This is a genomic window from Deltaproteobacteria bacterium, assembly GCA_009692615.1.
Taxonomy (GTDB): Bacteria; Desulfobacterota; Binatia; order UBA9968; family UBA9968; genus DP-20.
In genome coordinates this window covers 1-26,325 of the sequence record SHYW01000076.1, presented here as the reverse complement: position 1 = coordinate 26,325, position 26,325 = coordinate 1, and the positions used below count along the sequence as shown (strand labels likewise).

The window sequence follows — 26,325 nt, the reverse complement described above, 5'->3', positions numbered from 1 at the left end:
GACAAAGATGTGATCTGGATTACAGTCGGGACGCCGCCCGAACGGCTCCAGGCATTGGCGGCCGGATCGGTTGACGCGGCGGATCTGTCTTATCCATCCGACGTACTAGGAGAGAAGATGGGCTTTCGCGTCTTGTGGGATGCCCGTGTCGAGGTGCCGTATCCCTCCATGTCGGTGGTGACACGCCGAAAAACCATTCAAGACGATCGCGATGCCGTGATGCGAATGATCCGAGCCCATGTCGAAGGCATTCATTTTTTAAAGACGCAAAAAGAAGCGAGCCTAAAGATTCTCGCCAAGTATCTGCGCACCACCGACCGCGAGTTGCTCGAAGGCTCCTACGACATCTACAGCAAGGATTTCATCCCGACGCCCTATCCGATCGTCAGCGGTCTCAAACTCGCCTACGAGCAGGTCGCGCAACGCCGGCCGGAAATCTATAATCACAAGCCGGAAGAATTCGTCGATCCGAGTTTCATCGCCGAGTTGGACAAGAGCGGATTTATTAAGAAGCTGTACGGACAAAAATAGTTGCCAGGCAATAGCCAATAGGCATCAGGCAATAGTATGAGTCGGAGGTTGGCATGACGAAACGATCTGTGAAATTGCTGGTTCTCTGCGTATTCCCTCTACTCGGTCCGGCTGCCCTAACTGCCCAAGACAAAGCGCTCAAGAAAATTACCTGGGGGCAGACTTCGATTTCTACTTCGCAATGGATTCCTTGGATCGCCAAGGACGCCAAGTTTTATGAACGCAATGGTTTGGACGTCGACATCGTCTACCTGCGCGGCGGCTCGGGCGACACTTCCAAAGCGATCATCGCCGGCAGTATTTTCGCCGCGCCGGTGACCACCGCGACGTTGATGACGGCGAATCTCGCCGGCGCCGATCTCACCACCATCGCCCACACCACCAAAGCGGTGCAGAGCAAAGTCGTTTCCCGCCCGGATCTCAAGCGGCCGGAAGACATCAAAGGCAAACGGCTCGCCAGTTCGGGCTTAGGTTCGCTGGGCGATTTTCTTCATCGCGTGGTGATGAAAAAATATGGCGTCAATCCCGAGCGCGACGTGACTTGGCTGACCATCGGCGCGCCGCCCGACCGATTGGCCGCCCTCGAAGCCAAGCTGGTCGATGCGGCGGATCTTTCGCTGCCCTTCGATAGCCAAGCCGAGAAGAAAGGCTTCCGCGTGCTCTGGGATGCGCGCATCGAAGTGCCCTATCCGTCCATGTCGGTGGTGACGCGCAAGAAAACGGTTCAAGACGACCGCGACACCGTCACGCGCATGATACGTTCGCATGTGGAAGCGATCCATTTTCTCAAGACCCAGAAAGAGCCGAGCCAGAAAATTCTCGCCAAGTATCTCAAAAACAACGACCGCGAACTGCTGGAAAATTCCTACGAGCTTTACAAGGAAGACTTCATCGCGATCCCGTATCCGATCATTCAGGGCCTGCAGACGACTTACGAATACGTCGCCCAGCGCAGGCCGGAGATTTTCAATCACAAACCGGAAGAGTTCGCCGATCCGAGCTTTATCGCCGAGCTGGAGAAGAGCGGATTCATCAAGAAGCTGTACGCCTCCAAGTAGGAAAGCGTTGAGGCGCGAGGCATGAGGGGAAAAACTATCATGATACCGGCCGCGCGAATCATTGGAGTTTCGCTGGTTGTTTTGGCGCTGACAATTCCAGCGCGAGGCTTTGCCCAGGACAAGCCGCTCAGGAAAATTACCTGGGGTGTAACCTCGCTTTCCGCCGGCAACTGGATTCCCTGGATCGCCAAGGAGGCGAAGATCTACGACAAGCATGGGCTCGATGTTCAGCTGGTCTTGTTGCGCGGCTCGGGGCAGACTTCAGCGGCGATGTTGGGCGGCAGCATTATCGCGTCGCCGGTGACGCTCACGACCATGATCATGGCGGATTTAAGCGGCGCCGATTTCGTCAACGTCGCCCACACCGTTTCCGCGGTGGCGACTAAGCTCTTGGTCCGGCCCGAGATCAAGCGAGTGGAAGATCTCAAAGGCAAACGCGTCGGTATCACTAGCTTGGGTTCGCTCAGCGATTTCCTCCTCAAGCATACTTTTCGTAAATATGGTCTCGATCCCAATCGCGATATCACCTGGTTAATGATGGGCACGCCGACGGAGCGGCTCCAAGGTCTTCTCGCCGGCACGGTGGACGCCGCCGAGGCTTCCTACCCCGTCGATGCCCAGGGCGAAAAAAAAGGCTATCGCATCTTGCTCGATCTGCGTAAGGAAGTTTCCTATCCGTCCATGTCGGTGGTGACCCGGCGCAAAACCATCGTCGAAGACCGCGACACCATCGCGAGAATGGTCCGCGCCCATGTCGAAGGGATCGCTTTTTTCAAGCAGAACAAAGAATTCAGCCTGCGCGTGTTGGGCAAGGCACTGAAGATCACCGACCGTGAGATGCTGGAAAGTTCCTACGACACCTACAAGCAAGATTTTATTTCAGTACCCTACCCGATCACCAAAGGTCTCGACGCGACTTATGACTTCATCGCGCAAACGTGCCCTGAGATTCGTAGCCGCAAGCCGGAAGAGTTTGTCGATGCGAGTTTCATCGGCGAACTGGACAAGAGCGGGTTTATCAAGAAGTTGTATGAACAGAAATGAAAAAGGCAATAGGCATCAGGCAGTAGGCAATAGTAAGAGGTGAAAACCCATGACCAAAAAAATTCTTGTCTGGCTACTGGTAACTTTCTTTTTAGCAAATGTTTCCGTCGCCGAGGCGCAGCAGCCGGTGAGAAGTCTCCGGATAGGAATCCTGGTCGGGGCCTCCGCGTCCTTCTTTTCGGCCCGGGTCGAAGCATTGCGCCAACGGCTGCGCGAGCTTGGCTATGTCGAAGGAAAAAATATTCTCATTGAGTACCGATATGCAGAAGGGAAACTCGAACGGCTGCCTGACCTTGCAGCCGAGCTGGTCCGTCTCAAACTTGATGTCATCGTCGCCTCCAGTAGCCCCGGTGTTTTAGCCGCCAAGAAGGCGAGTGCGACAATTCCCATCGTATTCCCCGGTATTGGCGATCCAGTAGGAACTGGGATTGTCTCCAGCCTGGCGCGACCAGGCGGGAATATCACTGGACTTAGCCTCATGGCGCCAGATCTAGATGGCAAACGGTTGGAACTGCTCAAGGAAGCCTTCCCTAAGGTTGCCCAGGTAGCCTTCCTCTGGCAATCGAGCGGTATCAGGGGAAACCTGACCCTCACAGAAATGGAAGCGGCGGCCAAGGCGTTGCGACTCAAACTCCTATCGCTTCCGGTGCGAAGCCTTGACGATTTTGAGAGCGCATTTGCGCGAGGGAAAAGGGAACGCCCCCAGGCGCTCATTACGGCCATAGGTTCACTTATCAGTACTCAGCAACGTCAGGTGTTGGACTTCGCGGCACAGAACCGGTTGCCGGCGATGTACCCATACACTGAGTTTGTTGAGGCCGGAGGCTTGATGAGCTACGCGCCGAACAGTGTGGACTTATGGCGGCGCGCCGCTGACTTTGTCGACAAGATCTTGAAAGGCACAAAGCCCGCCGAGATTCCAGTGGAGCAGCCGATGAAGTTTGATTTCATCATCAACCTGATAGCGGCAAAGCAGATCGGCGTGACGGTTGAGCCGAACGTGCTGGTGCGGGCGCAGAGGGTGCTTCGGTGAAAGTGTGATCTAAAACTCGCCTCTCCGAGTTCATCAGAAGAGGGTGGCCGCCCATCTAAGGATTTGTCAGATCAAATAACAGGTTCTTACCGTCGAGAATGATGAGAAAGCGGTTCAAGACATTTCGGCCCAGGAGAACATCGGAGCGGTTTGTTGCGATACAGCGAACGGTCGCGACGACAAAACCTTCCACGGTAAGCCGGACATAATAGACTGGACGCTGCGCGTATGTGCCATCGTATCCGCGCGTCCAAACGCGGCCCTTGGGACTGATGCCGAGCGGGACCACAAGCCTTTCCGGAATCACCGTGATATCGGCGCCAGTATCCATCTTGCCGCGAAGGTTGGACCGTTTATTTCTCGCCACTGGATTTGCGACGGTTACGTCTGCGACGGGAGCCGGCGGATTAAAGGCGTGGTCGTAAGCGGGCACGGTCAGCGCACCACTTCTGGAGAGGGAACTTCATATACGGTAGGCTCTTTCTCAACTCTTTGGATAAAGAACGGTGCGTCGCCGAATTTTTCAAACATTTGCCGGGCTAAGTCTTCATCGCTTGGTCCGTGGCCAACCACGCGCCCTTGATAGAGAGCAACAAACTGGCCGTGGTAGCGCTCTAGCAAACGGGCTCGCTTTTTGTAGTACGCTCGCTCTTGAGCAGCTAACAGTTCTTCACCCGGTTCCTGCTCCTTCAGCTTCTTTGAGGTTGCCATTTACACTTGCTCCTTCTACCAATCTTGTACTATTTTTGCCCAACACCAACAAGCGCGGCTACTGCGCCGGTGCTGAGTTCGGAGGGCCGACACGCAGGTCGGCCCCTACTCGGGTCCGAACAATCCAAAAGCGGCCCCGCGGACGAAAATCCAAAATGGGCTGGTGAGCTACGAAGCGCGAGGGAGGGATGATGAAATCGTTCAGACGAATTTTGCTAGTTGGGTGGCTCCTCCATAATTTCACTTTCACCGCGCCGAGCCTCGCCCAAGACCGGCCTTTGAAAAAAATCAATTGGGGAATGACCGCGTTGTCGGCGGCCATGTGGATACCGTGGATCGCCAAGGATGCGAAGATTTACGAGAAAAACGGTCTCGATGTCGATATCGTCTTGCTGCGCGGGTCGGGCCAGAGTTCGCAGGCGCTGTTGGGCGGCAGCTTGTTCGCCGCGCCGGTGGCGCTGCCGCAAGTGATGCTGGCAAATTTGAATGGCGCCGACTTGGTCAACGTCGCTCACACCATAGCATCGGCGAACAGCAAGTTACTGGTCAAACCGGAAATCAGAAAGCCGGAAGATTTGCGCGGCAAGAAGATTGCGACTTCGAGCATCGGCTCGCTCGGTGATTTTCTGTTCCGTTACGCGCTGCGCAAGTACGGCTTGAACCCGGACCGCGAGATTACCTGGCTTTCCATCGGTACCAACGCCGAACGCTTGCAGGCGCTATTGACGGGTGTCATCGACGGCGCCGACGTTACCTATCCCGCCGACGTCCAGGCCGAGCGCAAAGGATACCGCGTGCTGATCGATGCGAGAAAGGAAATCACCTTCCCGACCACGTCGGTCGTCACTCGGCGCAAGACCATTCGCGAAGACCGCGACACGGTCATGCGCTTCGTGCGCTCCCACGTCGAAGCCATCGCGTTTCATAAACAGAACAAAGAGTTCGCCCTCAAAGTATTAACCAAGTACGTCCGAACCACCGACCCGGAATTTCTCGAAGGCTCCTACAACCTCTTCAAGCAAGACTTCATCGCCGCGCCCTATCCAATCACCAAAGGCCTCGAACCAACCTACGACTACGTCGCCCAAACCCGCCCAGACATCCGCAACCACAAGCCGGAAGAGTTTGTCGACGCGAGTTTTATCAGCGAACTCGACAAAAGCGGCTTTATCAAGAAGCTCTACGAGGGGAAATAGGCATGAGGCGCGAGGCGCAAGGCGTGAGTCGTGCGCACCCGCTGCGTAGTCTCCCTACTTTTTCTCAGCGAATATTTTTGCTTTCGCCGCCTCGACAATTAACCGCTCGGCATCTTCTTGCAGCAAAAATCTTTCGTCGACCAAGTTTCGCGCCGCTTGGCTGATGCGCTGCACGTAATCGGCTTGATCTTTGTAGCGCTCTTCAATCGACAAACGCGGATCGCCGCTCTTTTCTCTCTCTTCTTTAGTTTTTGTAAACGGCACGTGCATGCCGTTGAGATAACAAAGCTGATCTTCCATGAAACCTTTGGCGCGCAGGTTCCAGCCAGCGTGGGTGGCCACCGGCACTTGGAGATTGACCGCGCGCACGCCGGCGATCTCGTTGCCGTCCCTGTCGACTTTGGGAACCAAGCTGGCGTAGCTCTTGCCGTTCACATGTTGCGGCGGCTGCGTGCTGTAGTCGTTGATGAAGTGATCGTTGACTTCGCCTTTGTAGCGCACGCCGGGAATATTCGGAAATCCTTGCACCGATTGCAGCGGCGCCACTAGAGTACCGTCGGAAGCGCGCGGATAGCGTGTCGGCGGCGGCGGCAATCCTTTGGTCACCCAGGATTGCAGAGCGACGATCAGCGCGCGCTGGGTTTCTTGGTAAGAAAGCGGATTGGTCAACTGCTGGCACATGCCGCGCTCGGGTTTGTCCGTCGGGCCATGTTGCGTGCCGATGAAATAATAGAGCCGCACGTTGTCGGAGATCGGTAGATCTTTTTTAGTCAATGGATCGGTGACCACCAGCCAGTTACGTCCCTGCCATGATTCCGTGCCGGAATCCCAGTGCATGATTTTCGGACAAGAGTTTTGCTGGCGGCAGCGCAAGAGCCAGCCGTCGCGCGTCTTACTGAGCGGATCGGTCATGGTTTCGTAGGTGAACGGAAATTCGTCTCCGGGTGTGTAGTGGCCCTCGACCGCGGTGGCAAAGCGGCCGGGCATGGCGAATTCAAAATTGGTATACGTCCGCCGCGATGCCGAGATGTGTGGAATCGCGCCGTCGAAAATTATTTTGCCGGCTTCGTCTTGATTGAAGCCGTGATAAATCATGTCTTTGAGAAAGCGGCCGCTTTGCGAAGAGCCGAAGCCCAACGCCCAGCGCGGCGATTTTTTTTCCTTGGCGTCGAAAAGCGGATTGGCCTCGGTGTGGTCGTAGCGCAGAAACGAGATCAGATCCCGAGTGGCGGCGAAACCTAGCGCCATCACCGTCGGGTCGCGCGCTTCGTAGGCCAACTCGTAAATGAAGTCCGGTGAGAAACCGGCGGGGAGGCAGATATCGCTGTTGCTCGGCTTCTTTTCTTTTCCATCCGGGCAACGTCCGAAGGACCATTGATCGTTAGCGATCGCTTCGCGGGCTGCATGGGGGCCGGCGCGCCGCGTCAGCCGCGCTTTGGCCATGCTTTCTTCCACCACCGGATATGGCTTGATGTCCAGCGAGCCGCGGTCAAAACTCAGCGGCACGGAGAAAGTAGTTTTTTGAAAAACAAACTCGGTGGTAATCCACCGCTTGATCGCGCTGCCGTCCGGATTTTTCGCCGCGGGAAAACTTGCCGTCATGCGGCCGGCGCCGGGTAGAAGATCTCCCTGCCAGCCGCTCCATACCAAGCTGTAACCCTGGCGCATCATGAAGCCGTCGCCGGCGTGAGCGAGGGTCGTCGGATCGTTACTGCGCTCGGCGCCGAAGTTGACGCGCAACGCTTGGTTGCCGCGGTTGACGACATCGTAATAAATCGTCTGGTTGCCGCGCGTCAGGTCCATTGGCTTTAAGATAAATACATCCATCGAGTACTCGACCCGGCCGCGGCCGTTCTTCGGCGCTTTGTCGAGATTGACGATGATCTTATTGTGCTTCGACTTTGGATCGACTTCGCCGTAAACTTTGGCGCGGATTTTCTCGTAGGCGCCGCTGACGCCGAACTCATGTCCGTTGGCAAAAGCTTCGCGCTTGTCGATGACGAGCTTGGTGATTTCGGCGGAAGAGGAAGTTGGGAATAGGACCAATGCGGCCAATAGGACAAATAGCATCTTAACCTCCAAATACTTTCACTGCACGCGGCGTTTTTTCGCTTCGGCGATCATGCGCTCGGCGTCCTCGGCGAGTAAGTAGCGTTGTTCCACTAACAATCTCGCGGCGCGGCTGATTTGCTCGATGTAGTCGGCGCTATCTTTGTAACGCTCGTCAAGCGATAGACGCGGGTCGCCGTTTTTGCGCCGTTGCGCTCTGTTCTTGGCGAAAGGAATAAACGATCCGAGCAATCCCGACAAATCGCCTTCAGCCAAACCGCGCGGCCGCAAATTCCACCCGGTGTAAGTGCCGATGGGAACTTCGACAATGGGCAGTCGAATGCCGGCGATATCGTTGCCGTCGGCATCGACTTTCGGCACGAGAATTTTGTAAGCCCCGTTACCGATCTGCTTCGGCGGATGGATATCGGGCTTGCCGCGCAAGATATTTTTGCCGTAGTCGAGAAACAGTTGACGATTGTGCAGGCCGACGAAGTTGATGCCGGGAATCTTTGGAAAGCCGTTACGATTGGGCGGCACCAATGTGCGATCCTTCACACTTGGATAGCGGCTCGGCGGCGGTGGGATATTTTTCGTCGCCCATAAATCCATCGCGACCATCAGCGCGCGCAGAACGTCCCCTGCGGGCAGCGGGTTGACGAGAAACTGAGTATCGTCCTTCGCCGGCTCCGAGCCGAACGGACTGTTGTGCTGCGCGCTGGCGATGACATACAGCCGCACATTGTCAGGAAGTTTCAGATCATTGCCTTGTCCGTCGGTGTGCGCCAAACAGCCGCGCTTCTGCCAGTATTCGGTCGATGTCTGAGTGTGAAAAACCAGCGGATCGGATTTCGGCCGCTTGAGAATACCGTCGCGCCGGCCGGTTTGCGCGTCTTTGATAACGTTGTAAGCGTGCGGAAAAAGTTCCGGATCGAGTTGGTTGGTGTGCTGCTGCGACGAGGTCACCGGCCGGCCGAACTCGTAATTTAAATACAGTCTACCGCCGCCGGCAACATGCGGCGCGATGGCGTCGAAAACTTTTCTGCCGGATTCGTCTTCGTTGAAGCCGTGATAGACGAAGTCACGCAAGAAACGCCCGCTCTGCGAGCGGCCCCAAGCGTAGGCATGCGTGATACCGGTTTTCTTTTTTCCTGCGGCAAGTGGGTTTTGCCTTCCCGCTGTGTCTGTCATTTCGAAGCGCAGGAACGAAACTAGATCGCGTACGACGGTGAAACCCAAGCCGAGCACGAGCGGATTTTTCGCCGGATAGATGAACTCGTAGATGTGGCCGGGCTTGAATCCACCGCGCAGATAAAGATCTTTGCTGCTCGCTCGGATAACTTCTTGGCCGCTGCGCTCGTCTTTGACGCTGGCGGCAAATTCCCATTCCTCAGCCGGAACGGAAATTCTTTTGCCATAGGATTTCTCGCGCATGGTCAGCGTGGCTTGCGATTTATCGCGTGACGCGGCTTCGTAGCCTTTCACGCGCTCGTCGCCGCTCAGCGCTTGCGACTTGACGCCCTTCTCGTCGACGACGATCTCAGTGCGAACTTTGCGAACGATCGGCTTGCCGTTGTTGGTTGCGATCGGAACGTTGAGCACGAGCCAGTTTTTCAGCGCCATCAAATCGCCCTGCCAGCCGCACCAGGCAATCGTGTAGCCCTGGCGCATGAGAAAACCGTTGCCGGCGTCTTCCAAAGTCGTCGGATCGTTGGCTTCCGGCCCGTCGTTCAAAAAGCCCAAGATACGTTTGCTGCCGCGATTGGGCGCGTCGAAAAATATCTTGCCGTTGCCGCGCGCCATGTCGAGCGGTTTCAAGATACAAAAATTGCTGGCGTACTCCACCCGGCCGCGCTGGTTGCGCGGCGCTTTGTTCACGTTGACGATGATTTTGTTCAGCCGATGCTTCGGATCGACTTCACCGTAAATCATTCCGGTAAGTTTTTCGTAAGCCCCGGTGATAGGAAATTCATGGCCGGCGGCGAAGAGTTCTCTATTTTTTATTATGAAGCGAGTGATCATAGCATTCTTAAATCCTTCAGAGCGGCGACAGGCAACCGCCTGGCATTAATTTCAGTAAACCGCGGATTAAATCCCCCTCGATCCCCCTTTTTCAAAGGGGGAAGAAGAATTGGACAGGTCCAACGAAGATTCACCACCACCAACATTCCGATCCCTCCCTTTTGTAAAGGGAGGTTAGGAGGGATTTTCCGACTGCCATTCACAACGAGTCCAAGCTCTCACTAACCACACCAAAAATCACCTGCACGACAGAATCCAATTCCAATAAACCTTGTCGGTCGTCAAAGCGTAAAACTTTCAACCCAAGCTGTTCCAAACATTTGCTCCGCCGCCGATCATATCGCGCTCGCGCAGTATCCAAATGCTGCGCACCATCGACTTCAATCACCAATCGCACCACTGGAGCATAGAAATCAACGATGTAGTTGTCGATCGGCCGCTGCCGGTAGAATTGTATGCCAAGGATTTGTTTTGCTCTCAGGCGATTCCACATTCGTTGTTCGGCGTCGGTAAGATTGTTTCGCAGCCGGCGCGCTCTTGGTCTGAGTTGTGGATTGTACTTGAGCATTCAAGAAAATCCCCCTTGGTTCCCCTTTTTCAAAGGGGGAAAGTCGAAGCCCGACTGCAACTCCGTTGAACATGCGTAAACTTCGCCGCTTCCGGTCCCTCCCTTTGTAAAAGGAGGTTAGGAGGGATTTTTCGCTTGACGCACATAGCTCCGCCACTCAATCTAATATTCATTAAACATCCGCTGTAGCTCTTTCGGATCTTTGCTCTTCGTCAATCCGAGCATAAGCAGTATCCGCGCTTTGTGCGGCACCAGGCTGTCACCTTGAATGAACGGATCGTTCCAGTCCACCGGGATTCTGCCTTGACCGCCGCGGCTGGCGAGGACGACGGGGATGCCCGACGCGGCGATTCTTTCGACTCCCGCGAGCTGATCGGCGGAGGGACGGCCGTTGAAGGCGTAACCGCTGATCACCAAACCTTGCGCGCCGACGGCGACGCAAGCTTGCGCCGCCGCGTCGTCGCCGCCGACATAAGCAGCGATGACATCGACCCGCGGCAGTTCGTTGATCTCGCGGATGTCGAATTCGGAGCGCGCGGTGTGGCGCCGGGTCGGCGTCGCGTAAAAAGAAACTTGATCATCTTCGATATGGCCAAGCAAGCCGCTCCCAAGCGAATGAAAGCCGCCGGGGCGCTGGTTGGTCTTGACCACTTCGCGCGCCGAATGGATTTCCTCGTGCAAGGTTACTAATACGCCTTTGCCGCGCGCTTCCGGCGTCAACACCAAGCGAATCGCGTCGAGCATATTGCGATCGCCGTCGTTGCCGACCTCATCATGCTTGCGTTGCGAGGCGACGACCACCAGCGGTTTCTCCGTGTGCACGCAGAGGTGCAGGAAGTAAGCGGCTTCTTCAGTCGTAAAAGTGCCGTGGGTGACGATGATGCCGTCGACCCGCGGATCTTGCGCCGCCGCGCCGGCGGCGCGGCCAACGTCGAGCCACTGCGCCAAACGCATTTGGCCGCTGCGCACGCGCGTCGCTTCGAAGATTTCGAACTCCGCCATCGCTTTGGCCTTGGGAATGTCTTTCAACACATCGTCGATGGCGATCAGACCATGGCCGGTGTTGGCGATGGTCCCGCCTGTGGAGATGATTTTTATTAGCGGCATGGTTTTCCTCTTAGAAATGTCATCTTGGCCATACCATCGGACGATTCCGACCGTCAACCGATCCAGCGAAATGAATTGCTTCAACCCTGCTAACTTGCTAAGAGAGCTTGCACATAGATGGCAATAGAGAGAACTCCGATGAAGCGTTTACAAATTCTGCTCGCGACGATTCTGTTCAGTTGGAGCTTCGCGCCGCTGGTATTGGCCGCCGACGCGCGGCGGCCGGCGGAATGGGACAAAGCGCTGGAGGCGGCGAAGAAAGAGGGCAAGATCGTCATCGCTATCCCGCCGGTCAACGAGCTGCGCAAGGAAATGGAAATCGTCCTCAAGCAAAAGTTCGGCATTGAAGCCGAACTGTTAGCCGCACCTGGACCGAAGAACGCCAGCCGCATCGCCGCCGAAAAACAAGCCGGTGTAAACTTTTTCGACGCCATCATCTGCGGCACCGGCACGGCCTCGGGCCTCACCCATGACGGCATGCTCGAGCCGATGGAGAGCTTTTGGATTCTCCCCGAAGTCAAAGATCCCAAGCAATGGTTCGGCGGCCATGTTTGGGAAGATAATGTCAGCACGAATAAATATCTCTATTCGTTTCTCGCCGACGTCAGCACGCAAAACGCTTGGTTCAATTCGACGCTGGCCAAGGCCGAGGACTTTCGCAGCTTCGACGATTACTTGAATCCAAAGTGGAAAGGCAAGATCGGCTTCAGCGATCCGCGCGTGCCGAGTTCGGGACAAGGCATCTGGTCGTTCATGTGGGAAATCAAAGGCGAAGAGTTTTTGAAAAAACTAGTCCAGCAGGATTTATTCTTAACCCGCGATCTGCGCCAGCTCGCCGACGCTTTGGCCAAGGGCAAAGTCGCCGTCGCCTTCGGCTTGGGGCGCAGTCCGGTGGATCCGTTCGTCGACGCCGGCCTGCCGTTGAAGCCCGTGCCGACGCCCAAAGAAGGATTGCCGTCGAGCAACGGCTTCGGCGTTCTCGGCGTGATCAAAAACCCGCCCCATCCCAACGCGACCAAAGTTTTTGTCAACTGGTTTCTCAGCAAAGAAGGCCAAGAATAGTATAGCAAAATCTTGGAGAACGGCACCCGCCGCCTCGACGTCGATACCCAATGGCTGAAAGCGCTCGGTATCAACGCGGTCAAAGATACCATCACCGTGCAAGAGTACCATCGTATCCGCAATCATCTGGAAGACAAATACACCAAGGTGCGCCTGCCGTCAGGAAAGTTCGCCGAAAAAATCTTGCAATAAGGCTAACGATGCAGGGGCGCGATTCATCGCGCCCTCTGGCGTCGGATTCGGAAAATCTACCGCAAAAAGCGCAAAGGGCGCAAAAAAAGAATCGGGAATTGTAGGGGCGGGTTTGAAACCCGCCCTCTTGGCATTTTCAATGGTATCACTGGCGATCTTGACCTTGACAGCCTGTGACCTTTCCTCTACTGCTCTCCCTAAGAATCGAGTTACGAGGAAGTTATGATCGACAAGTTGGGCACAATGATTCTGGCGATCGTGTTGGCTGTTCTTGCCAGTGAAGTCGCCACAGCCGCTGAGGCCAAGCGCTCGGCGGAATGGGATAGGGTTGTCGAAGCGGCCAAAGCCGAAGGCAAGATCGTCCTGGCGATTCCGCCGGCGCCCGAATTGCGCACCGCGCTCGAACCGTTGTTGAAACAAAAATTTGGCCTCGAAGCCGAACTGATCGGCGCGCCCGGGCCGAAGAACGCCAGCCGCATCGCCGCCGAGAAAAAAGCCGGCGTCAATTATTTCGACGCAATCATCTGCGGCACCGGCACGGCGGCCGGTCTCACCCACGACGGCATGCTCGAGCCGATCGAGTCTTTCTGGATTTTGCCGGAAGTCAAAGATCCTAAACAATGGTTTGGCGGCCATATCTGGGAAGACAACGTCAGCACGCACAAGTTTCTATACTCGTTCCTCGCCGACGTGGGTACCCACAGCACTTGGTACAACACGACTCTGGCCAAGCCCCAGGAGCTGCGCAGCTTCGAGGATTATTTGAATCCGAAATGGAAAGGGCGCATCGGCTTCAGCGATCCGCGCGTGCCGAGCTCGGGCCAATCGATCTGGTCGTTCATGTGGGAACACCGCGGCGAGGAGTTTTTGAAAAAGTTCGTCGAGCAGGATTTATTTTTGACCCGCGACTTGCGCCAGCTCGCCGACGCGCTGGCCAAAGGCAAAGTCGCCCTTGCCTTCGGCTTGGGGCGCAGCCAAACAGAACCGTTTATCAAAGCTAAGCTACCGATCAAACCCGCGCCGGTGACCAAAGAAGGTTTGCCGGCGAGCAATTCTTTCGGCGCGCTCGGCATTATCAAGGATCCGCCCCACCCCAACGCGACCAAAGTTTTCGTCAACTGGTTCTTGAGCCGCGAAGGTCAAGACTGGTACAGCAGGGTGATGCAAAACGGCACGCGCCGCCTCGATGTAAATACCAAGTGGCTGCAAGACACCGGCATCTCCGCGGCCAAGGACGCGATCAGCGTGCAAGAATATCACCGCACGCGCAATCATCTCGAAGACAAATACACCAACGTGCGCGTGCCGGCGGGAAAATTCGCCGAAGCGATATTGAAATAGTCGGTGCGGAACTGTCACGCCGCGACTTTCGGTGAGCGTGAATTGCAAACGCATCGCAACCATAGCATTGAAATAATTCTGGAGGTCGGACAATGAAACCTGCGAAGATTTTTTGTTGGACTCTTGGCTCTCTCTTGGTAGCCCTCTCATGGGTGGCGTTGGCGCGCGCGGCTTCGGTGGAAGAGGTCATGCTCTACAACAAACCGGACCGGCAAAAGATTCTCGTCGAAGGCGCGCGCCAAGAAGGTAAAATCACTTGGTACACGTCGCTGATAGTGTCTCAGGTCGTGCGCCCGGTTGTGGAAGCGTTCGAAAAAAAGTATCCGTTCATCAAGATAGATCCTTTCCGCGGCAACTCCGAGCAAATAGTCCAAAAGATGTTCGCCGAGTACCAAGGTAAGCGCTACGAGGTCGACATCGTCGACGGCACGGTGACCGCGCCGATGGTGAAGAAGGGCGGTTTCCTGCAACGCTTCTATTCGCCCTATCTCGCCGACTATCCGGCTGAGCTGAAAGATCCGCAAGGCTATTGGGGCGTGAGCAACGTTTATTATTTCGCCGTCGGCTACAACACCCGGATGGTGAAACCTAATGAGGTGCCGAAAACGTATGAAGACCTGCTCAACCCGCGTTGGAAGGGACAGATGATGTGGTCGACCAGCCGCGGTTCGGGTGCGCCGATGATGATCGGCAACGTTCTGCAAAACATGGGGCAGGAAGCGGGCCGGGCCTATCTGCAAAAACTAAAAGCGCAGAACGTGGCGAAAACCACGGCGAGCAATCGGCAGATATTAGATCTTGTCATCGCCGGCGAATATCCCTTGGGTCTGCATATCTTCCATCATCACGCCCATATCAGTAGAAGCGCCGGCGCGCCGGTGGACTGGGCGCCATTGGAACCGCTTTCGGCGACCATCAATACGATTTCACCGGTGACGCGCTCGCCCCATCCCCACGCGGCGATGCTGTTGATCGATTTCATCTTGTCCGAAGAAGGACAAAAAGTAATTCAAGCGCAGAATTACTTGCCCTCCCATCCGAAAGTCCCCGCCAAGCAAGTGGACCTCAAACCGGGTGGCGGCAAGTTCAAGCGCGCTCTTTACTTCACGCCCGACTCGCAGTTGAACGAAGGCGACGGCTGGGTGGATTACTTCGAGAAGAATTTCTTGAAGTGAGCAGATGGGCGGATGTTATCGGCGCCGACATCGGAACTAACTACAGGAGGTGCGCGGTGAAAACCCTCAGGCTTAATGAAGTCTCGTTTCGACCTCTGGTTCGCTTCACGTCAATTTTGCTCCTGCTAATTTTCGCACAGACATCACCCGCCGCCTCCATCGAAGACATCACCCTGCTCAGATCCACCGACCGGCAAAAAATTCTCGTCGAAGGCGCGAAGAAAGAAGGCAGGGTTTCTTGGCACACGACGCTGATCGTTGATCAGGTGGTGCGGCCGCTCAAAGACGCTTTCGAAAAAGAATATCCGTTCCTTCAAGTCGAATATTATCGCGGCAATTCCGACAACGTCGTCCAGCGCGTCATCGCCGAATACCAGGCGAAACGCTTTGCCGTGGATATCGTCGACGGCAGCAGCTCGCCGACGATGTTGCGGCGGGCTGGGTTGATGCAGCGCTATTTCTCGCCGTATCTCGCCGAGTATCCGGCGGAGCTCAAGGACGCCAATGATTTAACGTCCGCAAGATCGCGATGCGCGTATTGAAATCCGGCTTGTTCCAACAGCGCGACGATCTCGCTCTGTGGCTCCACGTTGAAATCGCCGCTGACGATCCAGCCGCGCGCGTCCGCCGCGCCGCTTTCAAGTTCAGTCAAGAGCTGCCGCGCTTGGCGCAGACCGATTTGCGCCGCGGGAGCGGTTCCAGGCGCGTCCCACATGAGGTGCGTATTGATAACGCCAAGAATTCCGCCGGGATTTCGCAGCAGCGCGATCAAAGCGACGTAACCGGTATCGGGCGCAACGCCGGCGCCATCCGAGTACGCGAGCACGCGCGCGCTGAGCAATTCAAACGCGGCGCGCCGGTAGAATATCGCGATGCCGTCGGGCCGCTGCGCAAGCTTGCGCGCATATTGGCTCCCGTAGCCGCGCTCGCCGAGCGTCGTGCGCAAGGCTACGAAAGTTTCCGGCTCGACTTCTTGCAGGCAAAGCAGATCGGCGCCGAGCTTGGAAATATGACTTACCAAGGCCGGCACCCGCCACGCCGACTCCAGCACCAGTGTCGGCGAACGCCGATACCAGGCGCGCTGAATATAAGCGCTGGCGAGAACGTTGTAGGTTGCGACGGTGAACGACATGAGAGTTTGGATATTCCAGCTCGCCGCCCGATGCAAGTCGTGGTCACCGTGAGACGGGTCGCTGTCGGCGGGAGAAATTCCGCATCTCGATCTCCAAAAAAAAGGGACGGAGTTGCCTCCGTCCCTTTTTCCACTTGTCGTCAAGACAAATTTACTTACATGAACTTCCCGACCAGAAATTGGTTGATCTCCTCGGAGCCCTTGAGCGGTTTGCCGTCGATCACTAGCACCGGCACCGTCTTCGCGCCGGTGAGCGCGATCAGCTCGGTTTCAAATTCAGGATGCTCGCGAATATTTTTCTTGGTGATCTTATCTTCGCAATGAAGATTGGTCATGCAGCTCAGCACGCTCTGGGAAAAACCGCATTCGTTGTAGAAGTAAAGTTCCATCGCCATGGTTAACTCAAAACTCGAAATTCGAATATCGAAATTCGAAACAAACCCGGAAAACAAACCGACAACCCGGAAAATTCAAAACGCAACCATGCCCGGAGCCCTTTGTTTTGAACATTGGATGTTTGAACATTTGAATTTGTTTCGAATTTCGGATTTCGTGCTTCGAATTTTCTGGTTAGCCCTTGCTGACCTTCTGGCACTCGGCCAACAGATCCTTCGGGTTGCGTTCGACTGCTGGACCCACGGATACGGCGTAGCGCACCACGCCTTGCTTGTCGACGATTACAGTCGCGCGATCGGTGATGCCTTTCTCTGAAAGAAATGCGCCGTACTTCGCTGCCACATCGCCCTTGGGATGGAAATCTTGCAACAGCGGAAAAGACACGCCGCCCAAAGACTTCGCCCAATTATCATGGGAAAATCTGCTATCGACACTCACACCCAACACTTGGGTGTCGCATGCCTGAAACTCGCTCTTGAGAGCCTCGAGTCCAGGCACCTCCTTGCTTCAAGTGGGTGTCCAATCCAGGGGATAGAACACCAACATGACATTTTTCTGGCCTTTGAATTGGGCCAGGCCAAATTTGGTTCCCGCCAAATGGCTGACCAACTCGAAATCAGGCGCTTGTTTGCCAACTTCAATCATGATGTTTTGCTCCTCTCGTAAAAAATTAATCGTTCGATTGGAACGACCCGGTCAATATATCCGAAAGCCTTGGCAATTCAATATTGGAATTTGTCAGTCGACGCCGAAGCGCGCGCGCAGCGCCTGCCACGAAGAAAGGCGACCAAGCTCATGCAACACCGTGGTGGTCGGCGGCAAGATCGGAAAGTCATGGCGGTCGATACGTGAAAGCGCGTCCAGCGGTTTGATCCACAAACTATGAGTGACTTCTTCCGAGCGCGCCAACGGAATTTGCGACGGCGGCAAAACCGCGACGTAAAAGCGCGTGTCGAAGCGCATGGAATAAATCTCCGGCGTCACCCAGTGATCGAAGTAAACCGCCCGGGACAAATCGCAGAACAAATCTTCCGACTCGAGAAATTTGCCGAAGTCCAACTGCTTCTTAACGATCGCTTGGCGCTGCTGTTCGATCCGCTCCTTGGTCGCGGCAGCGCTGAAATCGATCTCGTCGCCGGCTTCGTTCACGCAAAGCAATATCCCTACTTCCTCGAACAGCTCGCGCACCACCGCCACCCAGTGGCCGAGTGCCTCATCCGGTTCGTGCCGGCTGCCGAGAATTTTACGCGCGTCGTCGCCCGTAAGCGCGCGGCAGCGCCCCAAGGTATTGGCTGAAAAATCATCGCGATGCACGGTGCCGCCAGGAAAAACATAAAACCCGCCAAGAAAGCGCATCTCCTCCGGCCTCCGCGTCAGCAACAGCTCGAAACCGCCCGAATCATCGGGCCGAAGCAGGACCACCGTGGAAGCGTTGCGAGGAACAACCATGAATTCTCAAATCCGAAATCCGAATATCGAAATCCTAAACAAACCCACAGTCAAACAAAAGCAAACACGGAAAATCCAAAACCAGGATTCCGAAGTATTGTGTTTGGAATTTTGAGTTTTTGGTCATTTGAATTTGTTTCGAATTTCGTGCTTCGGATTTCGAAGTTTTCCAACTTGGCGTCTTTGCGCTCCTTCGACGTAGCTCAGGGCATGCTTTGCGGGAGAATAATCTTCTCCGAATTCCGATTCCTATCGCGCCCCACCCTTTAGGCCAAGGATGCTGTAAGCGGCCACCGGCCGATGAAATCCTTTCAACGTCAACTCGCCCACCGATTCGCACTGAGCCAGCTCTCCGATGCTCGCCAACAACCGTTGCGGTAGCAAAATCTGCCCCGGCTTGGCCTCGCCGCAGAGGCGCGAAGCCAGATTACAAACCGTACCGATGGAGCCGTAGGCCCAACGTCCCTCGAAACCGATCTCGCCGATAGTCGCGTAACCCTGGGCGATGCCTATGCCCATGCCGATGTCGTAACCTAATTTGCTCCAACCCTTGGCAATCCCTTCGAAGCGCCCGCGCATCGCCAGCGCCATGCGCACCGCGCGCTCCTGGGGGTTGGCGACCGGCACCGGATCGTTGAAGATCACCATCATGCCGTCGCCGATGAAGCACTCCAGCGTTCCCTCATGCTCCATGATCAATGCGCCCATGGCCGCGTGATATTCGCGCAGCACGCCCATGACTTCCTCAGGTTCGGCGCTTTCGGCGAAGGCGGTAAAGCCGCGCAAATCGAGAAACACCACGGTCACATCGCGGCGGTGCGTCTTGAGCGGGTCGTCGGCGCCGCCGGCGACGATCAATTCCGCCAGCTGCGGCGAGAAAAATCGTTTGAGCCGGCCCAACCTCTCCAGTTGGTCCACCTGCTCCTGAACCCGCCGCTCCAAGTTTTTATTCCAGTCGGCCAGCTCTGCGGCTTGCGCCTGCACCAGGTCGTGCAGCTCTTTAACGCACAGCAGCGATTTCACCCGCGCGAGCAACTCACCTTGATTGATCGGCTTGGTGAGAAAATCGTCCGCGCCGGCTTCAATGCCTTTCACCCGTTCGACGCTGGGATCGAGCGCCGTGACCATGATCACCGGCAGCATCGCCGTCGCCGGATTCTCGCGAAGCTTCTGGCAAACTTCATAGCCGCTCATCTCCGGCATGACGACGTCGAGAAGAACGAGATCCGGCGGCTCGGCGTCAACCGAAGTCAACGCCTCCCGCCCAGAGGCCGCGGTGACAACGCTGTACCCTTTGACCGTCAACAGATCGGCCAACAGCTTCACATTGCGCGCCGTGTCGTCGACCACCAATATTTTCGCTGGCATGTTCACGATTGAATTCCGTTAGGGGTAAAGACTAAGGCGTTCGGATATCGGAATTGTTTCTCGCAAAGGCGCAAAGACGCAAAGTTTGGGGATGAGAATTCCGAATTCGCTATTCCGTTTTTACTTAGCGCCTTAGCGCCTTTGCGAGAGAAACTCTTATTTCCGATTTCCTTAATCCTAACTCCTTACTTTCAAAACTCGCTCCACTTCGCCGAGAAAATCTTTCAGCGTTATCGGCTTGGTCTGGTAGCCGTCGAAACCTTCGGCGAGCATCGCGCTTCGGTTATTGGTCATTGCCGAGGCGGTGATCGCGATGATCGGGATGATTTTCATTTTCGCATCGGCCTTCAACTGCTTCATCGCCGTGACACCGTCGATGCCCGGCAATTGAATGTCCATGAGAATCAAATTCGGCTTCTGCTCCGCGGCAAGTTTAAGCCCGTCTTCCGCCGTCTCCGACTCGATAGTCCGATACCCCTTCACCGTCAACACGTCACGGCAAAGCTTCCGGTTCTTCTCGTTGTCCTCGATGATTAAAATAAGTTCGTTAGCCATAATAGTCTCGGATTTTTCTCTCGCAAAGGCGCAAAGACGCTAAGTTTAGGAGTCCTCGATCCCGTTTACCGTGCGGGTTATACCTCGCTTCATCAACGCTTCGCCAAAGTTAAGTAGAAATCCCAGCTTACAACCCGTCAGCCGCAGATATGTCAGAAGCTGTTTCTTGTGAGCTTGGCTGACTTGCTCAACAGATTTCAACTCTACGATCACCTTATCTTCGACCACTAAGTCAGCGCGAAAAGCCTCTTCGAACGTCATCTGCTTGTATTGGATCGGTATCGGAACTTGGCGCTTCACCGAAAGCCCACGTTGTCCCAATTCATAAGCCAGAACCACCTCATACACGCTCTCAAGCAATCCCGGCCCGAGCTCCCGATGTGCCGCCACTGCCGCATCGACAATAATTGTCCCAATTTCATTCTCGGTCATAACTTTGCGTCTTTGCGCCGTTGCGAGAAATATTCTTCTCCTGGACTCGGATTGTTCTCTCGCCAAGATGCCAAGACGCTAAGTTCAGAGAAACTCTCGGGCAAATATTCATGATCGATCTCTTCCACCTTTGCGTCTTTGCGCCTTTGCGAGAGATACTCCTCTCCCGAATTCGGATTTTTTGCTCGCCAAGGCGCTAAGTTTAAAAGAACACTCGGACAAATTCTTCGTCGACCTCTTTTAACTTGGCGTCTTTGCGCCTTTGCGAGAGTAAATTCTGGTCCGGATTCGGATTGTTCTCTCGCCAAGTCGCCAAGGCGCTAAGTTCGGAAAAACGCTTGAACAAATATTCATGATCGATCTCTTCTAACTTTACGAGAGAAAACTCTTATCCGATCGGCAGCGTGAATGTAAACGTGCTGCCTTTTCCCACTTCGCTCTCGACCCAGATTCTGCCGCCGTGCATTTCGACGAAACGTTTCGTCAGCGTCAGTCCTAATCCCGTGCCTTCGCGCTTGTGCGCGTAGTTGCCGCTGGCTTGGCGGAATTCTTCGAAGATCGCCTCTTGGTCCTCCTTGGCGATGCCGATGCCGGTGTCGACGACGGAAATAATCACCGCGCTGTCGCCCAACCTCGCTTCAACCTTCACCTGTCCGCCTTCCGGCGTGAACTTCACCGCGTTGGAAAGCAAGTTGACCAGCACCTGTTTCACTTTGCGCTCGTCGCCGGTGAAATCGCCTAACCGGTCGTCGATCGAGCGGTCGAGCTTGATGCCGTGCTGACTAGCGCGCTCGCGGATCAGCAACATGGCGTTGTCGATGGCATCCGGCAGATGAAACGTCGTCACTTCCAACTCCATGCGCCCGGCTTCGACTTTGGAAAGATCCAAGATGTCGTTGATCAGCGACAGCAGATGCCGCCCCGAGGAAAGAATATCGTCGATATACTCGGCTTGTTTTTCGTTCAAATCGCCAAATAACTTCTCTTGTAACACTTCGGAAAAGCCGATGACCGCGTTGAGCGGCGTGCGCAGCTCGTGCGACATGTTGGCGAGAAATTCCGACTTATGCTGGCTGGCGATTTCCAGTTGCTTGCCCTTCGCTTCGAGCTCGCGGAACAGCCGCGCGTTGTGGATCGCCAAGGCCGACTGGGTGGCGAAGGTTTGCATCAAGTTGATCACTTCGGGATCGAATTCCCCGGCCTGGCGCCGCCACACCGTCAACGCGCCGACAATCTGCTGTTCGCGCAAGATCGGCACCGAAAGCAGCGAACGATAGCCGAGCCGCGTCATCACCGGACGCACCCGAGACGCGGACCTATCGGCAAGCAACGTATCGGAATTTTGCACCGGCGCGCGGGTGAGCACAGCCTGACCCGCAGCGGTTTGCTCGTTCAAACGGATCGGACTGTTGCGCAGCATTTCGACAGCCTCAGTTTCCATGTGATGGCTTGCGCGCAGATGAAAAATTTCCGTCGCATCGTCAAATTCGTAGATGACGCCGCAATCGGTACCCGACAAATCGACGGCGCGCGCGACGATGGTTTCCAGCACGGTTTCCAGATCAAGCGTCGAACTCACCGCCTGGCCAACCTCGCCGAGAGCTTTTAACTCGTCGACCGACTCCGCCAGCTCGCTCGTCCGTTCCTGCAATTCTTGGAACAGCCGCACGTTCTCGATGGCGATGACCGCTTGGTCAGCGAAGGTTTCCAGCAGTTTGATTTGAGAGTCGGTGAAAGGCCTCACCTCCAACCGACGCATCCCGATCACGCCGAGCGGGACTCCCTCTCGTAACAGCGGCGTTCCGAGCACGGTTCGCGTCGGATACCTGAGCTGATCTTGAATTGCCCGGGATCCCGGAAACTCGCTTTCCTCAGCCTGGAGGTCGTGGACATGAACTGTTTTACAATCGACAAATGTTCGACCGAGGATTCGATTACGATTTATGGGCATTTGTAGGCTTGCAGCTGCACTTCCATAATTAGCTACAAGCTTTAAGACATCGCCGTCAGCGCGAAAAATTTGCACGTTGGTCGCGTCACAAAGCCGCGCAGCATTCTCGGCGACCACGTCCAGCACCGGCTGGATATCCGTCGGCGAGCTGGCGATGACGCGCAGAATCTCACTCGGCGCGGTCTGCTGCTCTAGAGCTTCGGTGAGCTGGCGGTTACGGGTATCGAGTTCGTTAAACAGCCGGACGTTTTCGATCGCGATGACCGCTTGGGCGGCAAAGGTTTTGACGAGATCGATTTGTTTATCGCTAAAAGGTCGGACTTCGCGCCGCCACGTCGTCATCACACCGACAAGCCGGTCTTTTAGAAGCATGGGCACGGATAGGACGGTACGCGCGTTCTCCTTTCGGTAAATTTCCAACGCGGGCGGAGAAAACTCCGGAGCCGTCAACAGATCGGTGACGTGGATCGTCCGGCGCTCCAAAGCCGCAAGTCGAGTGGGAGTCTCGCGGCTGGGCCGACGCGGGCCTTGGAGAAATTGAGCAAACTCCTGGGTGGTTCCATGTTGAGCGACCACCGTGAGCGCCTCGCCATCGTACAGCGCAACGTGGGCGATATTCGATTCGCACAATCGCGTGATGTTCGACAGTATCGTATCGAAGACCGGATCCAGAGAAGTGGGGGAACTACTGATGACTCCCAGAATCTCACTCGTCGCCGTCTGTTGTTCCAACGCTTCGGTGAGATCACGGTTGCGTTCCTGCAATTCCTTGAACAGCCGCACGTTCTCGATGGCAATCACCGCTTGGTCGGCGAAGGTCTCAAGCAGCTTGATCTGCGCCGGCGTGAAGGGACGCACCTCGCTACGACGTGCATTCAAGGTGCCGATGAGTTGATCCTTCTGATGAAGCGGAGCAGCTAAGAAGCTCCGAAACCGGCGGGGGGCCATCGTTGGGAAACCATCTCTCTGCGCACGAACGTCAGGAATATGCAGCGTCCCATGCTCGCGCACCCAGCGATACTGTGGTTCATCAATACTGATCTCGGCGCGGCCAGGAGGTATGGGGCCGAAATGAGCCCGCAGAACCGAAGTGCTCCCCTCGTGGAGTCGCAGCACCACATCATCGATCCCGCAAACCCGCGCCGCGCTCTCGACGATGGCGTCGAGGACCGGCTGTACGTCGGTGGGCGAGCGGCTGATGATGCCGAGCACCTCGGCTGTCGCCGTCTGATGCTCCAGCGCTTCGCGCAATTCCGCGTTGCGCTCGCCAAGTTCCTTGAACAAGCGCACGTTTTCGATAGCGATGACGGCTTGGTCGGCGAAAATTTTCAGCAGGGCGATCTGTTTGGGTGAGAAGGGACGGACTACTAACCGGCGAATCAGAATCGCACCGATCGGTGCGCCCTCGCGCAGCAAGGGCGTGGCAAGCGTGGTGCGATGTCCCAGCCGTTGTTGGTAGGCTTTCAACTCGGGATACTCGGTCTCAACCTCGGCGGCGAGATCGTCAACGTGGATGGTTTGCCGATCGACCATGGACCGGCCGGAAGGCGACCCGCGGTTAAGCGGCAATTGATCGAGAGCTGGCAACGTTCCATAAGCGGCGACGCGCCGATAGAACTCACCTTCGAGCCGTAAGATCTGGGCATCATCGGCAGCGCACAGCCGCGCCGCATTCTCCGCTACCACGTCCAGCACCGGCTGAATATCGGTCGGCGAGCTGGCAATGACGCGCAGAATTTCGCTCGTCGCCGTCTGCTGCTCCAAAGCGTCGGCAAGTTCACGCTGCAACGACTGAACCGTTTGCGCTGGCTTCTTAGGCGGAGACTTCTTCGCCGTCGCGCGCGGCGGCTTCACCTTGGACTTCTTCACACTCTTTTTCTTGATCGTGGCCATGGGATTGATGATTTGTACGCCAGGTCGTTGCCGAGCGTCAAGAAATGGAAGAACGTGAGGGGTGAAGGGTCAGGGGTTAGGCGAATCGGAGAAGAGTACCTCCCGCAAAGGCGCGAAGGCGCAAAGTCAGGTCACTCTTACGGTTTGACGACCCCTGATTCGCGGACTAACCTGAATCCAATGACTAAGGTGAAGAGCGATCAAGCCAAGACGCAGTTAGTAACAAAACGCGCCGTGCGCCGACCCGGCACCATGCGCGGCAAGATTCGCATCAAGAAAAACTTCGACGCGCCTCTGCCCAAAGAACTACTCGATGCCTTCGCTGGGAAGCGGTGAGCGGTGCGGCTGCTGCTTGACACCCACATGCTTCTGAGGTGAGGGGTCAGTGCCCGACCTTGGAAATCCCACTTTGAGTTTTTTAAAGTGCGAGTTTAGGATTCTCAAAGATTTCCCGCTCTGAGCAAACGGCCACCGATCAAGTTTTCTGAAACTTAGCGCCTTGGCGCCTTTGCGGGAGACAATCCGAGTTCAGAAAAGAATATTCTCGCGAAAAGCTGTACAGGTCACCAAGGCTGTCTCGTTACTTGACAGAAACAATCACTCGGCCAACATGCTCGCGTCGAAGACTTCGAGCCGAGCGTTGGGATGCCGGGTCCGTAGTGTGCAGTGCGACCACTTGGCTTCCAATTGACGCTGCACGTTCTTGCGCTCAGCGGCGGTCAAGCGACGCCACTTCACTTCAGCGACGAGCAAGCGCTTGGCGTCTTGCGGATCGGACGCAATCAGATCCAGTTCGACATGATGCTCCCATTAGCGTTGCGCACCGAGGAAACGCGTTCGGCAAAAGTCTTCAAATACCGTCGCGGCGTGGTCATGAATGAGTTTGTGCTTGAGCGCCTGGTCATACGTCCGCCATCGGCTCTGGTGCGGTGAAAAGACGCGAAACCAGAAACGCATCGTCGGATCGTGAATGCGGTAGAAACTTCTTTTCGTAGAACGCACGCTTTCGCCGAACGGCAGCTCGCGCACCAAGATCGAAAGATCCAACAACTGTTGCAGCAAGCGTGAAAGATTGGTTTGTGCCGTGCCCAGACGAGAGGCAATCTCCGACGGCCGCTCCGCGCCTCTTCCGATGGCTTCAAGCACGGCGGCGGCATTGATCCCAGTGATTCCCTCATCGCGCAGGATTCGCTGCGGTTCTTGTTCCATAAACGGGGCAAAGTCGAAGTAAAGCGCTTCCGCGAGGGCGACAACGTCTTGGCCCCGCTCGACAAATTCCCAGTACTTCGGAATCCCGCCCACACAGGAAAATTTTTCGAAGGACTCCAAACCCGCCGCCTTCTGGCCGCAAGCCTGGCAGAAAGCTGAGTAGCTCATCGGCGAAACATGCATCAGCTTCGCGGCCCGGCCATAGAGCGGCGCCGCACGATGGAGAAATAGATCGTGCATCATGCGCGTGCTGGAGCCTGCTAGTATCAGCAAGCAGCCGCGCGGCAGCGAATGGTCCAGCCATTTCTGTAGTTGGCTTGGCACCGTCGGATCGACCGCCGCAAGGTAAGGAAACTCGTCAATGCAGAGCACCCAGCGGCGCTTCTGCAAAGCTAAGATTTCAAACAATTCCGGCTAGCTCTTGGGCACGATACGCGTTTCAAGGCTGCCACTGATATCCTGGAACAGCTGCTGGATCTGCATCTCGCGGGGCGCCTCGATGGCCTGGCTGTAGAGCCCTTGGTGCGTATTCAGCCACTCTCTAAGGAGGCGAGTTTTGCCAACGCGCCGCCGGCCGTAGACCACCAGCAGTCCGCCCCGCTTCGCGGCGGCATCCAGCTCCTGCAACTCTTTTTCTCGATTGGTGAAATCCAATGCCATGAAGGTCATTATGCGGGACCAAATCATGTCTGTCAAACATTATGCTTAAGGAACCTCTGAACAACTGCCCTGGAAGCAGGGCAGCGGAGGATAGATCGTTTTTTTCGTAATGAGTTACAGTTTTTGCGAAGTTATATCAGATTACATTTTGCTCTCGCGGTTAATAGGGTCCTTAGTTTTGCCTCGATTTG

The 26,325-nt window shown here is 55.7% G+C and carries 27 protein-coding genes; 10 read left to right on the top strand and 17 right to left on the bottom strand.

The window, feature by feature from the left end; translation table 11 throughout:
* From EXR70_17245 to EXR70_17230, 4 genes are all read left to right on the top strand, one after another.
* A partial coding sequence (locus tag EXR70_17245; GenBank protein ID MSP40237.1) for a hypothetical protein occupies nucleotides 1–531 on the top strand: 531 nt, incomplete at its 5' end.
* 53 nt (nucleotides 532–584) lie between these two features.
* Nucleotides 585–1,589 carry a hypothetical protein gene (locus tag EXR70_17240; GenBank protein ID MSP40236.1) on the top strand — a complete coding sequence of 335 codons (1,005 nt, stop codon included), beginning with the start codon at nucleotides 585–587 and terminating at the stop codon, nucleotides 1,587–1,589.
* A gap of 21 nt (nucleotides 1,590–1,610) precedes the next feature.
* Nucleotides 1,611–2,633, top strand: coding sequence for an ABC transporter substrate-binding protein (locus EXR70_17235; GenBank protein MSP40235.1), 1,023 nt, complete (start codon nucleotides 1,611–1,613; stop codon nucleotides 2,631–2,633).
* Between the two features lie 49 nt (nucleotides 2,634–2,682).
* Nucleotides 2,683–3,666, top strand: a complete 984-nt coding sequence (locus EXR70_17230) for an ABC transporter substrate-binding protein (GenBank protein ID MSP40234.1) — start codon at nucleotides 2,683–2,685, stop codon at nucleotides 3,664–3,666.
* Nucleotides 3,667–3,721: 55 nt separating this feature from the next.
* Here the strand turns inward: EXR70_17230 and EXR70_17225 are convergent, their stop codons facing one another.
* Together EXR70_17225 and EXR70_17220 are read right to left on the bottom strand one after the other, a co-directional pair.
* Entirely contained in the window at nucleotides 3,722–3,997 is a 276-nt protein-coding gene (locus EXR70_17225; protein MSP40233.1) for a hypothetical protein, read from the bottom strand.
* A 104-nt stretch (nucleotides 3,998–4,101) separates the two neighbouring features.
* Nucleotides 4,102–4,377 (bottom strand): hypothetical protein, encoded by a 276-nt coding sequence (locus tag EXR70_17220; protein MSP40232.1) that lies wholly within the window; start codon nucleotides 4,375–4,377, stop codon nucleotides 4,102–4,104.
* Between the two features lie 188 nt (nucleotides 4,378–4,565).
* On the opposite strand from EXR70_17220, the gene EXR70_17215 reads away from it, so the two are divergent.
* The gene (locus EXR70_17215; protein ID MSP40231.1) at nucleotides 4,566–5,573 is read left to right on the top strand and encodes a hypothetical protein; all 1,008 of its coding nucleotides are present in this window, start codon (nucleotides 4,566–4,568) and stop codon (nucleotides 5,571–5,573) included.
* Between the two features lie 54 nt (nucleotides 5,574–5,627).
* Here EXR70_17215 and EXR70_17210 read toward each other — a convergent pair whose 3' ends face one another.
* The 4 genes from EXR70_17210 to EXR70_17195 form a co-directional block, all read right to left on the bottom strand.
* On the bottom strand, nucleotides 5,628–7,643 hold the full coding sequence (locus tag EXR70_17210; GenBank protein MSP40230.1) for a hypothetical protein: 2,016 nt from the start codon (nucleotides 7,641–7,643) through the stop codon (nucleotides 5,628–5,630).
* 18 nt (nucleotides 7,644–7,661) lie between these two features.
* The gene (locus EXR70_17205; protein ID MSP40229.1) at nucleotides 7,662–9,644 is read right to left on the bottom strand and encodes a hypothetical protein; all 1,983 of its coding nucleotides are present in this window, start codon (nucleotides 9,642–9,644) and stop codon (nucleotides 7,662–7,664) included.
* A gap of 199 nt (nucleotides 9,645–9,843) precedes the next feature.
* Nucleotides 9,844–10,212, bottom strand: a complete 369-nt coding sequence (locus EXR70_17200; GenBank protein MSP40228.1) for an endonuclease domain-containing protein — start codon at nucleotides 10,210–10,212, stop codon at nucleotides 9,844–9,846.
* A gap of 162 nt (nucleotides 10,213–10,374) precedes the next feature.
* Nucleotides 10,375–11,319, bottom strand: a complete 945-nt coding sequence (locus tag EXR70_17195) for an asparaginase (GenBank protein MSP40227.1) — start codon at nucleotides 11,317–11,319, stop codon at nucleotides 10,375–10,377.
* A 117-nt stretch (nucleotides 11,320–11,436) separates the two neighbouring features.
* Between EXR70_17195 and EXR70_17190 the strand changes: the two genes are divergently transcribed.
* The 5 genes from EXR70_17190 (at nucleotide 11,437) to EXR70_17170 (ending at nucleotide 15,631) form a co-directional block, all read left to right on the top strand.
* A complete protein-coding gene (locus EXR70_17190; protein ID MSP40226.1) occupies nucleotides 11,437–12,381 on the top strand; it encodes an extracellular solute-binding protein in 945 nt (314 codons plus the stop codon).
* 12 nt (nucleotides 12,382–12,393) lie between these two features.
* The gene (locus EXR70_17185; protein MSP40225.1) at nucleotides 12,394–12,573 is read left to right on the top strand and encodes a hypothetical protein; all 180 of its coding nucleotides are present in this window, start codon (nucleotides 12,394–12,396) and stop codon (nucleotides 12,571–12,573) included.
* A 222-nt stretch (nucleotides 12,574–12,795) separates the two neighbouring features.
* The gene (locus EXR70_17180; protein MSP40224.1) at nucleotides 12,796–13,914 is read left to right on the top strand and encodes an extracellular solute-binding protein; all 1,119 of its coding nucleotides are present in this window, start codon (nucleotides 12,796–12,798) and stop codon (nucleotides 13,912–13,914) included.
* Between the two features lie 92 nt (nucleotides 13,915–14,006).
* A complete protein-coding gene (locus EXR70_17175) occupies nucleotides 14,007–15,089 on the top strand; it encodes an extracellular solute-binding protein (protein ID MSP40223.1) in 1,083 nt (360 codons plus the stop codon).
* A gap of 56 nt (nucleotides 15,090–15,145) precedes the next feature.
* The gene (locus EXR70_17170; protein ID MSP40222.1) at nucleotides 15,146–15,631 is read left to right on the top strand and encodes a hypothetical protein; all 486 of its coding nucleotides are present in this window, start codon (nucleotides 15,146–15,148) and stop codon (nucleotides 15,629–15,631) included.
* Here EXR70_17170 and EXR70_17165 read toward each other — a convergent pair.
* The 11 genes from EXR70_17165 to EXR70_17115 form a co-directional block, all read right to left on the bottom strand.
* Complete coding sequence (locus EXR70_17165) at nucleotides 15,544–16,257, bottom strand: hypothetical protein (GenBank protein MSP40221.1); 714 nt, start codon at nucleotides 16,255–16,257, stop codon at nucleotides 15,544–15,546. The genes EXR70_17170 and EXR70_17165 overlap by 88 nt on opposite strands.
* Before the next feature lie 119 nt (nucleotides 16,258–16,376).
* On the bottom strand, nucleotides 16,377–16,616 hold the full coding sequence (locus EXR70_17160; protein ID MSP40220.1) for a hypothetical protein: 240 nt from the start codon (nucleotides 16,614–16,616) through the stop codon (nucleotides 16,377–16,379).
* A gap of 175 nt (nucleotides 16,617–16,791) precedes the next feature.
* Nucleotides 16,792–17,115, bottom strand: a complete 324-nt coding sequence (locus tag EXR70_17155; GenBank protein ID MSP40219.1) for a redoxin domain-containing protein — start codon at nucleotides 17,113–17,115, stop codon at nucleotides 16,792–16,794.
* 9 nt (nucleotides 17,116–17,124) lie between these two features.
* Nucleotides 17,125–17,262 (bottom strand): redoxin domain-containing protein, encoded by a 138-nt coding sequence (locus tag EXR70_17150; protein MSP40218.1) that lies wholly within the window; start codon nucleotides 17,260–17,262, stop codon nucleotides 17,125–17,127.
* Nucleotides 17,263–17,355: 93 nt separating this feature from the next.
* Entirely contained in the window at nucleotides 17,356–18,066 is a 711-nt protein-coding gene (locus tag EXR70_17145; GenBank protein ID MSP40217.1) for a hypothetical protein, read from the bottom strand.
* 249 nt (nucleotides 18,067–18,315) lie between these two features.
* A complete protein-coding gene (locus tag EXR70_17140; GenBank protein MSP40216.1) occupies nucleotides 18,316–19,434 on the bottom strand; it encodes an adenylate/guanylate cyclase domain-containing response regulator in 1,119 nt (372 codons plus the stop codon).
* Nucleotides 19,435–19,611: 177 nt separating this feature from the next.
* A complete protein-coding gene (locus tag EXR70_17135) occupies nucleotides 19,612–19,989 on the bottom strand; it encodes a response regulator (GenBank protein MSP40215.1) in 378 nt (125 codons plus the stop codon).
* Between the two features lie 45 nt (nucleotides 19,990–20,034).
* Nucleotides 20,035–20,421 (bottom strand): GxxExxY protein, encoded by a 387-nt coding sequence (locus tag EXR70_17130; protein MSP40214.1) that lies wholly within the window; start codon nucleotides 20,419–20,421, stop codon nucleotides 20,035–20,037.
* Between the two features lie 388 nt (nucleotides 20,422–20,809).
* The gene (locus EXR70_17125; GenBank protein ID MSP40213.1) at nucleotides 20,810–24,265 is read right to left on the bottom strand and encodes a GAF domain-containing protein; all 3,456 of its coding nucleotides are present in this window, start codon (nucleotides 24,263–24,265) and stop codon (nucleotides 20,810–20,812) included.
* A gap of 810 nt (nucleotides 24,266–25,075) precedes the next feature.
* Entirely contained in the window at nucleotides 25,076–25,882 is an 807-nt protein-coding gene (locus EXR70_17120; protein ID MSP40212.1) for an ATP-binding protein, read from the bottom strand.
* Nucleotides 25,883–25,888: 6 nt separating this feature from the next.
* Nucleotides 25,889–26,170 (bottom strand): hypothetical protein, encoded by a 282-nt coding sequence (locus EXR70_17115; protein ID MSP40211.1) that lies wholly within the window; start codon nucleotides 26,168–26,170, stop codon nucleotides 25,889–25,891.
* Nucleotides 26,171–26,325: the final 155 nt, after the last annotated feature.

What these genes read in the sequence shown, in the direction of transcription:
- EXR70_17230 (MSP40234.1), top strand. Translation starts at nt 2,683, where the DNA reads ATGACCAAAAAAATTCTTGTCTGGCTACTGGTAACTTTCTTTTTAGCA.
- EXR70_17210 (MSP40230.1), bottom strand. Translation starts at nt 7,643, where the DNA reads ATGCTATTTGTCCTATTGGCCGCATTGGTCCTATTCCCAACTTCCTCT.
- EXR70_17135 (MSP40215.1), bottom strand. Translation starts at nt 19,989, where the DNA reads ATGGCTAACGAACTTATTTTAATCATCGAGGACAACGAGAAGAACCGG.
- EXR70_17150 (MSP40218.1), bottom strand. Translation starts at nt 17,262, where the DNA reads ATGATTGAAGTTGGCAAACAAGCGCCTGATTTCGAGTTGGTCAGCCAT.
- EXR70_17225 (MSP40233.1), bottom strand. Translation starts at nt 3,997, where the DNA reads ATGGATACTGGCGCCGATATCACGGTGATTCCGGAAAGGCTTGTGGTC.
- EXR70_17205 (MSP40229.1), bottom strand. Translation starts at nt 9,644, where the DNA reads ATGATCACTCGCTTCATAATAAAAAATAGAGAACTCTTCGCCGCCGGC.
- EXR70_17220 (MSP40232.1), bottom strand. Translation starts at nt 4,377, where the DNA reads ATGGCAACCTCAAAGAAGCTGAAGGAGCAGGAACCGGGTGAAGAACTG.
- EXR70_17215 (MSP40231.1), top strand. Translation starts at nt 4,566, where the DNA reads ATGATGAAATCGTTCAGACGAATTTTGCTAGTTGGGTGGCTCCTCCAT.
- EXR70_17125 (MSP40213.1), bottom strand. Translation starts at nt 24,265, where the DNA reads ATGGCCACGATCAAGAAAAAGAGTGTGAAGAAGTCCAAGGTGAAGCCG.
- EXR70_17235 (MSP40235.1), top strand. Translation starts at nt 1,611, where the DNA reads ATGAGGGGAAAAACTATCATGATACCGGCCGCGCGAATCATTGGAGTT.
- EXR70_17190 (MSP40226.1), top strand. Translation starts at nt 11,437, where the DNA reads ATGGCAATAGAGAGAACTCCGATGAAGCGTTTACAAATTCTGCTCGCG.
- EXR70_17175 (MSP40223.1), top strand. Translation starts at nt 14,007, where the DNA reads ATGAAACCTGCGAAGATTTTTTGTTGGACTCTTGGCTCTCTCTTGGTA.
- EXR70_17145 (MSP40217.1), bottom strand. Translation starts at nt 18,066, where the DNA reads ATGGTTGTTCCTCGCAACGCTTCCACGGTGGTCCTGCTTCGGCCCGAT.
- EXR70_17130 (MSP40214.1), bottom strand. Translation starts at nt 20,421, where the DNA reads ATGACCGAGAATGAAATTGGGACAATTATTGTCGATGCGGCAGTGGCG.
- EXR70_17140 (MSP40216.1), bottom strand. Translation starts at nt 19,434, where the DNA reads ATGCCAGCGAAAATATTGGTGGTCGACGACACGGCGCGCAATGTGAAG.
- EXR70_17195 (MSP40227.1), bottom strand. Translation starts at nt 11,319, where the DNA reads ATGCCGCTAATAAAAATCATCTCCACAGGCGGGACCATCGCCAACACC.
- EXR70_17200 (MSP40228.1), bottom strand. Translation starts at nt 10,212, where the DNA reads ATGCTCAAGTACAATCCACAACTCAGACCAAGAGCGCGCCGGCTGCGA.
- EXR70_17240 (MSP40236.1), top strand. Translation starts at nt 585, where the DNA reads ATGACGAAACGATCTGTGAAATTGCTGGTTCTCTGCGTATTCCCTCTA.
- EXR70_17180 (MSP40224.1), top strand. Translation starts at nt 12,796, where the DNA reads ATGATCGACAAGTTGGGCACAATGATTCTGGCGATCGTGTTGGCTGTT.
- EXR70_17160 (MSP40220.1), bottom strand. Translation starts at nt 16,616, where the DNA reads ATGGCGATGGAACTTTACTTCTACAACGAATGCGGTTTTTCCCAGAGC.